Here is a 12,340-nt window from a genome sequence, read left to right on the forward strand (position 1 = left end):
CATCGGGGCGAAAAATTTTTCGGTGTGCGGGTGCCGTGGTGATGGAGGCGTTCAGCCTGACTCAATACACCGCATCACACCGCATCGCACCGCGCGTCAGGCATCGGGCGTGGGGCGCGTATCGAGCTTGAGCTGCATGAAGGCGAGGTCGAGCCACGCGCCGAACTTCATGCCCACTTCCTTCAGGTGCCCCACGTGCTCGAACCCGAGCTTTTCGTGCAGCCCGATGGAGCCGGCATTGTTCGCTTCGATGCCCGCCACCATTACGTGCTTGCCGATCGCGCGCGCCCGGCCGATCAGTTCCTGCATGAGGGCCACGCCGATGCCCCGGCCCCGCTGGTCGTTGCGGACATAGACCGAATGCTCGACCGTATGCCGATAGCCGTCGAAGGCACGCCAGTCGCCGAATGAGGCATAGCCGAGCACGGGCCCGTCGCCGTCGACGGCGACCAGCACCGGGTAGCCGGCCTTTTGGCGGTCGGCGAGCCATGCCGTGCGGTTGGCCGCGTCGACCATCAAATCGTTCCAGATCGCGGTCGTGTTCAGCACGGCGTCGTTATAGATTGCCGTGATACCGTCGATGTCCGCTGGACCCGCATCGCGGATTTCCATGGCAACTCCTTCGTCTAATCCACTATAATGGATCGAGTGTACACGATATTAGACACCATAGATCAACGGATCGGTGCTCGCATTCGAGGCGAGCGCGAGGGTCGCGGCTGGTCGCTCACCGACCTCGCCGGCAAGTCCGGCGTCTCGCGGGCCATGATCCACAAGATCGAGCGCGGGGAGAGCAGCCCGACGGCGTCGCTGCTGGCGAAGCTGGCCGGGGCGTTCGGCATGAGCATGTCGGCGCTGCTTGCGCTCGCGGAGCTCGAAGAGGGGCGCTTGCTGCGCGCGGCCGACCAGCCGGTGTGGGTCGATCCGCAGAGCGGGTATGTGAGGCGCCATGTGTCGCCGAAGTCGGCGGCGCCGCTGAACCTCGTGGAGATCGACCTGCCGCCGGCCGCGGAAATCCCGATGCCGGCGTCGGCCTATTTGCAGACCCGGCAATTGATCTGGGTGCTGGCCGGCGATCTGGTGTTCATCGAAGGCGGGGAGCGTCACGAGCTGGGCGCGGGCGATTGCCTCGAACTGGGGCCGCCGAGCGATTGCGTCTTCAAGAACGAAAGCCAGCGCACGTGCAGATATGCGGTGGTCGTGTTTCAGAAAGCGTGATTTGCGTGCTCAGGCGTTTTTCGTGAAGTCGCCTTGCGGCTTGACCTGAGAGCGGTCGAGGCGGCAAGAAGAACTTGAGGTCGGCGCCGCGTGCGCTGGACCTGGCGCTGTCCCGCCTCGATAAGTTCGCGCATTTTATTTTGGAATCCTGATCGATCCGTTTTCCCTCGGGCATCTCCGTTCGCCAGTGCGACCACTATTGCGTCATTGACATAAGCAGTATTCGCCTATCCGCGCAGCATAACTGCAACAACGGCGCCTCGCGTCCTTGTCGGGGCTTGCCCCTCACGTTATATTTCGAGCGATATAACGATATGCTCCGTAAAGAAATTGCAATGACATCGCGCTCCCGCATCGCATTACCCACTCTCGCACTCGTCTCCACAGGAATCGGCACCGCCCTCCCGGCTCAGGCGCAGGACAACGAAGCCCAGCTTGCTCCAATTGTCATCACGGGCGTCATGCCCGTGACCTGGCCGTCGTATCAGGTCAAGCAGACCGTGGTCGGGCCGCTCGGCGAAAAGAAGCTGCTCGATACGCCTTATTCGATCGACGTCATTCCGCAGTCGCTGGCCCAGAATCAGCAACTGCGCAGCGTGCAGGAGGCGTTCACCTATATTCCTTCGGTGCAGGGCTGGAATATCCGGCCCCAGACGCGCGGCATGCAGGCGGGCGTCGTCCAGAACACGCGCATTGACGGCATGAACATCGCCGCGACAACCGATTATCCGATCGAGCAGTTCGACCGCATCGAGGTGCTGAACGGACTCTCTGGCGCGCTTTACGGCCCGGCGAGCCCGGCCGGCACGTTCAACTACGTGCTCAAGCGTCCGACCGATGAGCCCCTGCGTGAATTCACGCTAGGCTATGAGTCCAACGATTTGTGGACCGAGCATATCGACCTTGGCGGCCACTTCGGCAACGACGACCGCTTCGGCTACCGGCTCAATCTGCTCAACCAGGACGGCGAGGGCTATGTCTCGGACAGCCGTTTGCGCAGACGCCTCGCGAGCCTCGCCTTCGATATCCGCTTTACGCCGGACACGCGGCTCGAAACGAATTTCAGCACGTACCACTACCTGGACACGGGTTTCCCCGGGACCTTCGCGCTGGCGAAGAACGTGCTGCTTCCCGCCGCGCCGAACCCGGCAACGGTCGGGCTCGGCCAGTCATGGGCCGGTGATGACAACGTCACGAACATGATGGGCGCGACGCTGAAGCACGACTTCAATCAGGACTGGCACCTGAGCGCCGGCGTGCAGCGCGAAACGAACGACCGCGCCTCGACCGTGCCGACCCTCACGCTCACCAATAACAAAGGCGCGTACACGGAAACCACCGCGACGACGACCTACAGTCTCGACCAGATCATCAGCAACACGATCGCGTTGAACGGCCACGTCGCGCTCGCCGGCATGACGCACGACGTGTTCGTCTCGACCACCGGTTTCTACTGGAACCGCTATACGCCATACCAGACCGGTGCGATCACGCTCGGCACCGGCAACCTCAGCAATCCGGCGATCTTTGCCGAGCCGACGCTGCCGGATTTTTCGGACCGCTATCGATCGGTCGGCACGTTCCAGCAAGCGATCAGCGTGGGCGACACGATCAGCTTCAACGAGCACTGGTCGACGCTACTGGCTGCCAGCCAGAGCTGGATCCATGCCGAGAACTACAACGCGGCGGGAGCGGTCAAGAGCAAGTACAGCGCCGATGGCTTCAGCCCGACGGCTAGCCTGATGTACAAGCCGCTGAAAAACATGACCGCCTATGTCACCTACGCGGACAGTCTGCAGCAGGGCGATATTGCGCCGTCGGGCACCGTCAACGCGGGTGACGAACTCGCTCCGTACCGCAGCAAGCAGTGGGAGCTCGGCTACAAGGTCGATCTCGGCAGCGCCACGCTGGGCGCGGCGCTCTACCGGATCGAGCGGCCCTATGCCATGGTGAGCGCCGACAACGTCTATGCGGAGCAGGGCGAGCAGGTGAACCGCGGGATCGAGCTGACCGCGACGGGCGCCGTCACGCGCGACATCAACATCTACGCGGGGCTTTCGCTGCTGGATCCGCGTCTGCACGACACCGGTGTGGCCGCTACCGAGGGCACGCAGATTCTCGGGCTGTCGCGCGTCGTGTTCGACGCACTGGTCGATTACTCGGTGCCGACCGTGGCAGGCCTCGGCTTCAACGTGGACTTGAACTACGCGAGCCGCCGCGCCGCGAACTATTCGAACACCGATTACGCCGACGGCTACACGGTCGTCAACCTCGGCGCGCGCTACCTGACAAAAATCGCCGGCAAAGCCGTGGCGCTGCGAGTGGGGGTCGACAACGTCGCCAACCGCCACTACTGGGCCAACATCACACCTGCCGGCCAGAACGGCTACACCGGCACCGATAGCGGCACCGCCACACTCGGCGCACCGCGCACGGTTCGCGCATCCATCCAGGTCGATCTCTGAAATGAAAAAAACGTCTTCTTTCCTGCTTCAGGCGCTGCTGTCTTCCGTCACCGGCATGAGCGCCTGTCTCGCGGTGGCCCAGCAGGCACCCACTGTGCCAACCATCAAGGTTTACGCGGCCGGCAGCATGAGCGGGGCGCTCGGCGCCATTACGCGCCAGTACACGAGCGAGACCGGCCAGCCGGTGCAACTCGTGACCGGACCCGCGGGGACCTTGCTCGAGAAGATCGAGCACTCGGGAGGGGCGGACATTTTCGTTTCCGCGAACATGGCGCATCCGCAACGGCTTGCGTCGGAGGGGAAGGCTGCGCCCGTTGTCGTATTTGCGCGAAATCGGCTGTGTGTCGAGGCGCGTCCCGACGTCGGGCTGACCAGTGCGAACTTGCTCGACAAGCTGCTCGATCCGGCCATCAAGATTGGCACGTCGACGCCGAAGGCGGACCCTGGCGGCGATTACGCATGGGCGCTGTTTGAAAAGGCCGGCACGGTTCGGCCGGGAGCCACGCAGACGCTGGAAGCGAAGGCGCGGCAACTGGTGGGTGGGGCCGTCGCGCCGCCTGTGCCGGCCGGGCAGAGTCCGGTGAAGTACTTTCTCACGATGCACTATGTCGATGTGTTTATCGGATATTGCAGTTCGCACGAACTGAAGCGCGATACGACGTTTACGCAAGTTGAATTGCCGGGCGATCTGGATTTTCCCGTTGATTACGGGATGACTGTGGTTGAGTCGCCGCAGAATGCCGCGACGCGTAGTGCCGCTTACCGGCTTGCGATGTATCTGATGAGTCCGGCGGCGCAGGACGTGCTTTCCAGGTATGGGTTTATGCCAGTTGCGCGGCAGTAGGTGCGAGCGGCCGCCGCTCGGGGCGGTGTCTTTGCGCGTGCTCTACGCGTGCGTGTTCCAACGCTTACGGGTGTGATTTCCAGGCGTCGATCCAGGATGGCTTTGGCCTTAACTTGTTTTCGCGGCGGGCCGCAGGCGTTGCCCCTGTGCGGGGCGGCACCTACTTTTCTTTGCAGCCGCAAAGAAAAGTAGGCAAAAGAAAGCGGCTCACACCGCTAGTGTGACGCCGTCCCCCACTGCGCTTCCAATCGGAGCGGCTCCGGGGCATCCGTCGCCTCGCACACTCCGCGTAAGTGACAAAGGGCTCATCCATCCCGCCACGCGCTACGCGCGGGCGGAAGGGGATGCAAGGAAAACCGGGCGTGCTGCGTGGCGAATGCGCGAAGTTCTGCCGGGCAAACTGGCGATTGCGCAGGAATAGTTCCCGGCGAATATGCTGGAGTCCTACTGATATGCGAGAGTGCTTCCACTTGAATACACTGTAGTTCCACGAATACGTGTATATCCCAATGGTATTGGTAATGCCCCACGGCGCGCGGAGCGCCGCCGGATGAATGAGCCCTTAGTCACTCCGATAAACGGCGAGTGGTGACAGACGCTCCGGAGCCGCTCCGATATAAGGTTAGTGGTCCACTGCGTCACACTAGCGGTTTGAGCGGCTTTCTTTTGCCTACTTTTCTTTGCCGCGGCAAAGAAAAGTAGGTGCCGCCCCGCACAGGGGCAACGCCTGCGGCCTGCCGCGAATACAAGTTAAGGCCAACGCATATGGAGCCCCACCAAAACTCAGAACTCCAAACGACCTAATGAAAATCACGCGTCAACCCGCGTATCAATCCAGCATCAACCCCGCGCCTGCCGCCACTGCAAATACCGTGCAGTCAACCTCCGCGTCCGCATCTGATCAACCACAAGACTATAAACAGCCGAATAACGACTCCCCGGCAGCCCGCCTGCCGCAATCACCCGCAGCCTGCGCTTGACAAGCGCCATAGTCGCCAGCCCAGCCATGGCCTTATCTCGCCACCCCACGGCAATCACCGGCGCATCGACACTTTGCCCCTCTCGCCAGCGCCGCGGCAAATCCGGCACCGCAGCAAGCGCACTCGCCATACCCACAACAGCCACGCCTTGCTTCAGCACGGCCTGGGCCACCGATTTCCTCCGAATGCCCCCAGTCGTCATGATCGGCATCCGGGCAACCGCGGCAATCTCCTGCGCAAACGTCAAGAAATAAGCCTCGCGCGCAAGCGTCCTGCCATCCGCCGTGCGCCCCTGCATCGCAGGACTCTCATAACTCCCGCCAGACAGCTCAACGAGATCCACCGCCTCGTCATTGAGCCACAGCACGATCTGCCGCGCGTCCGCCTCGGAGAACCCGCCGCGCTGAAAGTCCGCGGAATTGATCTTGACCGCCACGCTAAACGAAGCACCAACACGTTCACGTACCGCACGCACAACCGAAAGCAGCAGCCTCGCCCGGTTCTCAAGCGAGCCGCCCCACACATCGTCACGCCGATTGGTCAGCGGCGAGAGAAACTGCGACAGCAAATAACCATGCGCAGCATGAATCTGCACCCCATCGAACCCGGCTTGCTCCGCGGCCCGCGCGGTATCCGCGAAACGCTCGATCACTTCGTGAATTTCCGCTTCCGTCATCGCGCGCGGTTCGGCAAACATCTTGCTGTGCTTCCCCATATCGAGCGGAACGGCCGAGGGCGCCCACGCATCGCGCCCCATCGCCGCAATGACCTGACGGCCCGGATGATTGATCTGCATCCAGATCCGCGCGCCGTGCTTGCGCGCGCCGGTCGCCCAGCGTCTGAACGGTTCGAGCGGCGTGCCGCGCTCCAGCACGACGCCGCCAGGTCCGGTCAGCGCCCGCGCGTCGATCATCACGTTGCCCGTGATCAGCAGGCCGGTCCCGCCCGCGCCCCATGCCTCGTAGAGGCGCCACAGCGCCGTGCCCGGCAGTTGGCCGGCATCGGCCAGGTTTTCTTCCATCGCTGCCTTGGCGAGGCGATTGGGCAGGGTGCCGCCATTGGGCAGCGTGAGCGGAGTAAACAGTGTGGTTGCCATCGAAAGACCTTTTCGGCGCTGGAGACCGGCGTATACTAAGTTTCAAGTTCACTTGAAGGTCAAGCGCGATGAAGATTGGAGAATTGGCGGCTCGCACGGGCATCGCCGCCTCGGCAATCCGCTTTTACGAGCAAAGCGGCCTGCTGCCGCCGGCAAGCCGCGGCGCGAATGGGTACCGGATCTATGACGCAGCGGCCGAGGAGCGGTTGAGGCAGATTCAGCTCGCGCAGCGGCTCGGCTTTTCGCTCGAGGACATGCGCGCGAGTGTCGAGCAATTGCAGGGCTTCTCGAAGGAAGGGCTGCTCGAGCGCATCGAGCAACGCTTGCACGAGATCGACGCGTTGCGCGTGCGGCTCGACGAGCAGCGCACGGCGCTGCTGGGCGTGCGCGAGGCGCTCGAGGCCGAATGGGCGGCGGGGCGGTGTTTCAAGGTGGACCGGCTCGAAACGCCGGCGCCGGCTGCCGAAAAGGGGCGCCGCGAGAAGCGGGCGCCGGCGCAGCGCGCCCCGGCCGCGCGGGCTCGGGGCGCGTGAGCGCGCGTCAGCATTTCAGGCTGCAAGCAGGTAGCGGTTCGACGCATGGCGTGCCAGCCTGGGCGGAAATACGCACCAGCGCCCATCGTCGTGACGAAAGAAAAAGATGGCGCGCGAGCCGTTCGCAGCGGCAACCTCTACGTGGACATAAGGCCCTCCGCCTTCGCGCAGATGGCCGAACGCGACGACGTGAACCCGCATAGGCGAAGCAGGCGCGAGCCACTTGTCCACCAGGTCATGCAGGGACGTTCCGCCGGTGTTCATGCTTGCCTCCTGTCGACGGGACTGCGCACTTCGGCGCCGGGTCCCATCCCATGCCACGCGCATTCGCGCTCCCCAGTCTGCGGCCGGTCGGGTGTTGTCGAGGGGATTGCTGTTTGCGCCTGTCTCGACCGGTGCAATTACAGCGTAGATGGGGCGATCGATTTACGACAGTTAATGTTTTTTACGGTAACGATAAATCATCATCTATGGGCAAGGCACTTAAACCCGCCGGCCGCGCCCCGAGCCCATAGCCGCTTTTGAGCGCGGCCTGAATACAGCGAGCGTGCTCAAGCCTCGTCGCGATCCTCGCGCTCCACAAGGGCCGCCAGCCGCACGAGTGCCTGATCCCAGCGCGCGGAGATCTGGCCAAGGTAGCGTTGCGCCTCCTCCAGCCGCAATGGCTCGAGCCGCCACACGCTTTCGCGGCCGCTACGCTCGCTGCATACGAGACCGGCGTCCGAGAGCGCGTGCAAATGCTTCGTCACGGCCTGGCGCGAGATGTCCGCGCCCTCGGTCAGCCGCACGATCGACAGGGGCCCCGACTCGCACAGCCTCGAGACGATCCGCAGACGCGCCGGGTCTCCGAGGGCCGCGAATACAGGCGCCGCACTGAGAAGCCTCTTGGCGGCAGTTGATGAGGAGTGCGTCACGATGAGAATCGCTCGAGGTACTTCGCGATGAGCTGCGACTGATGCGTCCAGCCGCCGTCGTTGCTCGTGAAGGCCTTGGCCCGGCGCTCGAGCGGGATCGCATCGAAGCCCGATTCCGTGATCGTCAGCAGCGTGCCTTCGCTCGCGTCCTGCAGCCGGAATTCGACTAGCGTCATGGGCTCGGCCGAATAGTCCGTGTTGCGGTCGACCGCGTTCGGATGCCAGCGAAACGAGAACAGGTTCATCGGCTCGATCCGCTCGATATGGAAATCGAACGGAATGCCGGCACAGGGCTCCTGCAGCTTCGCCACCTCGGGATCGACCTGGGTTGGGGCGATACGCCCGGTGATGCGGGCGCCGGCCGCAAATTCGCCGTCGAAGGCGACACCGAACCAGGTGCCGAATTGCCTGGCCTCGCTGATCGCGCGCCAGACGCGCTCGCGCGGCGCGCGCAGGACGATACGTTTTTCGATACGGTCAGAAACAGAGCTCATAGCGCAACCTCCAGGTTGCATGAAGACTAGCATGGGGTTTCTGGAATTGCAACCTGCGGGTTGCGTGATTTCCATGCCGTTTGAGTGAGCCTGGAGCGCGGGCGAGCGCATACAATCGAGCCATATGGATGAAAGGACGAGCGGCAATGCGGATTCTCGTGATCGAAGACGAACCCAAGACCGGTGCCTACCTGAAAAAAGGCTTCGAGGAATCGGGCTACGCCGTTGACGTGGCCGCGGACGGCGCCGAAGGCCTGATACTCGCAAGGGAAGAAGCGTACGACGTGATCGTGCTCGATGTGATGCTGCCGGCCATGGACGGCTGGTCGGTGCTCAAGGTGCTGCGCACGACGCACACCACGCCCGTACTGTTCCTCACCGCGCGCGACGACGTGAACGACCGCGTCAAGGGGCTGGAGCTGGGCGCCGATGATTATCTCGTCAAGCCGTTTGCGTTCGTCGAGCTGCTCGCGCGCGTGCGCACGCTCGCACGGCGCGGTCCGCCGCGCGAGACCGACGTGATGACGCTGGGCGACCTCGAAATCGACGTAACGCGGCGGCGCGTGCGCCGCGGCACCGCGCGCATCGACCTCACGCCGCGCGAGTTCTCGCTGCTGCAACTGCTCGTGCGCCGCCAGGGCGAAGTGCTCACGCGCACACAGATCGCCTCGTACGTGTGGGACATGAACTTCGACAGCGACACCAACGTGGTCGAAGTCGCCATCCGCCGCCTGCGCGCCAAGGTCGACGACGACTATCCCGTCAAGCTGATCCACACCGTGCGCGGCGTGGGCTACGTGGCCGAAATCAAAGAGAGCGCCTGATGGCGGCGCGCTCGCTGACCACGACGCTCGCGCTCTGTTTCGCGGGGACCACGCTCGCCGTGTTCGCGCTGGTGGGCAGCACGCTCTACTTCACGCTCGGCCGCGAAATCCGCCAGCAGGACGATCTGGACATCGTGCTGATCGCCCGCCACATGCGCCGGCTTGCCGCCGAGCTGCACAACGTGGCGGACGTGCGCGAGCACGCGCCGCGTCTCACGAGCCAGGTGCTGGGCAATTCGGCGCTGGCCATGGAAGTGCTCGGCGCCGATGGCGCGCCGCTCGTCGAGCACAACACGCAGGGCATTGCCGACGGGAAGTTTCCCGCCACGCCGCTTGCGGCGCGCCTCGATGCGGCGCAACGCATCGTCGAAGCGGACGTGCAGGAGTGGCGCAACACGCGCGACGTGCCGGTGCGCGGGCTCGCCGCCGACGCGACGCTCGGCGACGGCACGCCCGTCACCGTCGTCATCGCGCGCGACATGTCCGACCGCTGGCGCGTGCTCGACCACTATCGCGAGCGGCTCTATGCATTCGGCTTCGCGGGCATGCTGCTCGCGTTCCTGATGAGCTGGCTGCTCGTGCGCGAGTCGCTGCGTCCGCTGCGCGAGATGGCCGCGCGTGCAGCGACGGTCACGGTCGACCGGCTCGATACCGCCATCGAAGTGGACGACGCGCCGAGCGAGCTCGATGCGCTCGTGAAGTCGCTCAACGCGATGCTCGAGCGGCTGCACGGCGGCTTCGAGCGCATGTCGCAATACACGGCCGATCTCGCGCACGACATGCGCACGCCGATCGGCAATCTGCGCGGCGCGACCGAGGTGGCGCTCGCGCGCGAGCGCACGGTGCCAGAATATGAGGCGTTGCTCGAATCGAATCTGGAGGAGTGCGCGCGGCTCTCACGCATGATCGAGAGCGTGATCTTTCTCGCGCGCGCGGAACATCCGCAGTTCATCACGACGCTCGCCGAATTCGACGCCGTGGAGGCCCTCGCGCAGATCGCCGACTACTTCGAGGGCCTGGCCGACGAGGCCGGCGTGCGCATCCGCGTGACGGGCGAGGGGCGGCTGCGCGCGGACAAGGAGCTGTTCCGGCGCGCGGTCAGTAACCTGCTCGCCAACGCGCTGCGCTATACGCCGCGCGGCGGCGAGATCGTGCTGAGCGCCGCGCTCGAGCCCGCGACGCTCGACGTCACGGTGGCCAATCCGGGGCCGCCCATCGACGCCGCGCTGCTCGAACGCATCTTCGACCGCTTCTACCGCGTGGACGCCTCGCGCCACAGCGAACCGCAAGCGGCGGGCTCGGCGGGCCTTGGGCTCGCGATCGTGCGCACGATCATGACGCTGCACGGCGGCAGCGCGCGCGCGGAAAGCGACGCCGCCGGCACGCGCTTCATTCTTTCGTTTGTGCGGCGCTGAGGGACTCGCTTGCAGCCTCGCTTTTTGTCTCGCTGTTGGCGTTGCCATTGGCCTTGCTGTTCGCTTTGCTATTTGCCGCAGTGTCGGCCTTGAGCGATTCGCTATTGCCGTTCAGCGCCGCGCGGTCCCATCCGCCGCCAAGCGCTTCGAGCAGATGCACGCTCGCATCGAGCCGGCGCTGCGCGATCTGGTCCTCGTTGCGCTCGTTCTGCAGTGCGATGGTCTGCGCCGTCACCACGTCGAGATAGTTCACGGCGCCCGCCTGGTAGCGGTTGGTCGTGAGCTTGAGCGAGAGCTCTGCCGCAGCGGTTGCGCGCTGCTGGCTGTCCGCTTCGCCCGCGAGCGTGCCGAGCGCGCTGAGGTTGTCCTCGACCTGCTGGAACGCCGTGAGCACCGTTTGCCGATAGGCGGCCACCGACGCGTCGTATTGCGCATTCGCGCCCTTGAGCGTGGCCTCGCGCCGGCCGCCGTCGAACAGCGTGCCCGCGAGCTGCGAGCCGAGCGACCAGAAGAGGCTCGGCGCCGTGAGCCACGGTGCGAAGAACGTGCTTTCGAGTCCCGCCGATGCCGAGAGCGTGAGATCCGGATAGAAGGCCGCGTGCGCCTCGCCGATGCGCGCATTGGCGGCGGCCACGCGGCGCTCGGCAGCGGCGATGTCGGGGCGCCGCTCGAGCAGCGCGGAGGGCACGCTCGCGGGAATCGCCGGCACCATGGCCGGTTCGACCAGTGGCGGCAGCGTGAACGTCGAGGCCGGCTCGCCGATCAGCGTCGCGATCGCGTGCTGGAGCTGCGCGCGCTGCACGTCGATGTCCTGGTCCGCCGTGCGCGCGCTTTCGAGCTGCGTCTGTGCCTGCGCGACCGCCGAGGCGTCGATGGCGCCATCGGCGAGCTGCTGCTGGACGATGCGCAGCGCGGCGCCATAGGCGGTCACGGTGTCGTCGAGCAGCTTCTTCTGGCGATCGATCGAGCGCAGATCGAAGTAGTCCGAGGCGAGATCGCTCGCCACCGAGAGGCGCACCGATTCGAGATCGGCCTGGCTCGCCTGGGCGTTGTCGCGCGCTTCGACAGTGGCGTCCTTCACACGCCCGAACAGGTCGGGCTCCCAGCTCGCGCCCACGCCCACCGAATAGTCGGGGATCGTCTTGCCCGCGAGCGAGCGGTCCACCACGTTCTGCGAAGTCCGGTAGCGCTGTTGCGCAACGCCCGCCGTCACGACGGGCGAGTAGCCCGCGTGCTGGTAGTCGACCATCGCACGGGCGGCCTGAAGCTGCGCCACGGCCTGCTTCACGGTCTGGTTCGAAACGTCCACGCGCGCTTCGAGGCGATTCAATTCGTCATCCTGAAAGAGGGTCCACCAGGGGCCGCGCGGCTGGCCGTCGGCGGGCGCAGCGACGGCCCAGCCTGACGCCGCTGTTGGCGCGCTTGCGTAGTGCGCGGGCACGGCGACCTCGGGCACGCTGTAATGGGGTAACGTCGAGCAGGCGGTCAGCGTTGCCGCCGTGCAAACCACGACGATCCTGCGCAGCGGGGCGGAAAAAGTGTCGAGCATGATGGACC

12 protein-coding genes are annotated in these 12,340 nt (G+C 64.9%); 6 read left to right on the forward strand and 6 right to left on the reverse strand.

Annotated features, from left to right (window positions below; all coding sequences use genetic code 11):
* Positions 1-96: 96 nt before the first annotated feature.
* Positions 97-612 (reverse strand): GNAT family N-acetyltransferase, encoded by a 516-nt coding sequence (locus E1956_RS28210; RefSeq protein ID WP_134755434.1) that lies wholly within the window; start codon positions 610-612, stop codon positions 97-99.
* Positions 613-648: 36 nt separating this feature from the next.
* Between E1956_RS28210 and E1956_RS28215 the strand changes: the two genes are divergently transcribed.
* From E1956_RS28215 to modA, 3 genes are all read left to right on the forward strand, one after another.
* Complete coding sequence (locus tag E1956_RS28215; protein WP_134755436.1) at positions 649-1,218, forward strand: helix-turn-helix domain-containing protein; 570 nt, start codon at positions 649-651, stop codon at positions 1,216-1,218.
* Positions 1,219-1,553: 335 nt separating this feature from the next.
* On the forward strand, positions 1,554-3,683 hold the full coding sequence (locus E1956_RS28220; protein WP_134755438.1) for a TonB-dependent receptor: 2,130 nt from the start codon (positions 1,554-1,556) through the stop codon (positions 3,681-3,683).
* A gap of 1 nt (position 3,684) precedes the next feature.
* The gene (modA, locus tag E1956_RS28225; protein ID WP_197732954.1) at positions 3,685-4,527 is read left to right on the forward strand and encodes a molybdate ABC transporter substrate-binding protein; all 843 of its coding nucleotides are present in this window, start codon (positions 3,685-3,687) and stop codon (positions 4,525-4,527) included.
* Positions 4,528-5,367: 840 nt separating this feature from the next.
* On the opposite strand, the gene E1956_RS28230 is transcribed toward modA, so the two are convergent.
* Entirely contained in the window at positions 5,368-6,603 is a 1,236-nt protein-coding gene (locus E1956_RS28230) for an NADH:flavin oxidoreductase/NADH oxidase family protein (RefSeq protein ID WP_134755441.1), read from the reverse strand.
* Positions 6,604-6,671: 68 nt separating this feature from the next.
* On the opposite strand from E1956_RS28230, the gene E1956_RS28235 reads away from it, so the two are divergent.
* Positions 6,672-7,136 (forward strand): MerR family transcriptional regulator, encoded by a 465-nt coding sequence (locus E1956_RS28235; protein WP_134755443.1) that lies wholly within the window; start codon positions 6,672-6,674, stop codon positions 7,134-7,136.
* Positions 7,137-7,151: 15 nt separating this feature from the next.
* Here E1956_RS28235 and E1956_RS28240 read toward each other — a convergent pair whose 3' ends face one another.
* The 3 genes from E1956_RS28240 to E1956_RS28250 all read right to left on the reverse strand — a co-directional run bounded on the left by E1956_RS28240 (position 7,152) and on the right by E1956_RS28250 (position 8,544).
* Positions 7,152-7,400 (reverse strand): hypothetical protein, encoded by a 249-nt coding sequence (locus tag E1956_RS28240; protein WP_134755445.1) that lies wholly within the window; start codon positions 7,398-7,400, stop codon positions 7,152-7,154.
* Positions 7,401-7,687: 287 nt separating this feature from the next.
* On the reverse strand, positions 7,688-8,050 hold the full coding sequence (locus E1956_RS28245; RefSeq protein WP_134755447.1) for an ArsR/SmtB family transcription factor: 363 nt from the start codon (positions 8,048-8,050) through the stop codon (positions 7,688-7,690).
* Positions 8,047-8,544 carry an SRPBCC family protein gene (locus E1956_RS28250; RefSeq protein ID WP_134755449.1) on the reverse strand — a complete coding sequence of 166 codons (498 nt, stop codon included), beginning with the start codon at positions 8,542-8,544 and terminating at the stop codon, positions 8,047-8,049. Before E1956_RS28250 ends, E1956_RS28245 begins: the two co-directional genes overlap by 4 nt.
* 146 nt (positions 8,545-8,690) lie before the next feature.
* On the opposite strand from E1956_RS28250, the gene E1956_RS28255 reads away from it, so the two are divergent.
* The gene (locus E1956_RS28255) at positions 8,691-9,368 is read left to right on the forward strand and encodes a heavy metal response regulator transcription factor (RefSeq protein ID WP_134757863.1); all 678 of its coding nucleotides are present in this window, start codon (positions 8,691-8,693) and stop codon (positions 9,366-9,368) included.
* On the forward strand, positions 9,368-10,783 hold the full coding sequence (locus E1956_RS28260) for a heavy metal sensor histidine kinase (protein WP_134755451.1): 1,416 nt from the start codon (positions 9,368-9,370) through the stop codon (positions 10,781-10,783). Before E1956_RS28255 ends, E1956_RS28260 begins: the two co-directional genes overlap by 1 nt.
* Here the strand turns inward: E1956_RS28260 and E1956_RS28265 are convergent.
* Positions 10,758-12,332, reverse strand: a complete 1,575-nt coding sequence (locus E1956_RS28265) for an efflux transporter outer membrane subunit (RefSeq protein WP_134755453.1) — start codon at positions 12,330-12,332, stop codon at positions 10,758-10,760. The genes E1956_RS28260 and E1956_RS28265 overlap by 26 nt on opposite strands.
* Positions 12,333-12,340: the final 8 nt, after the last annotated feature.

Source organism: Paraburkholderia pallida (genome assembly GCF_004524855.1).
Lineage (GTDB): Bacteria > Pseudomonadota > Gammaproteobacteria > Burkholderiales > Burkholderiaceae > Paraburkholderia > Paraburkholderia oxyphila.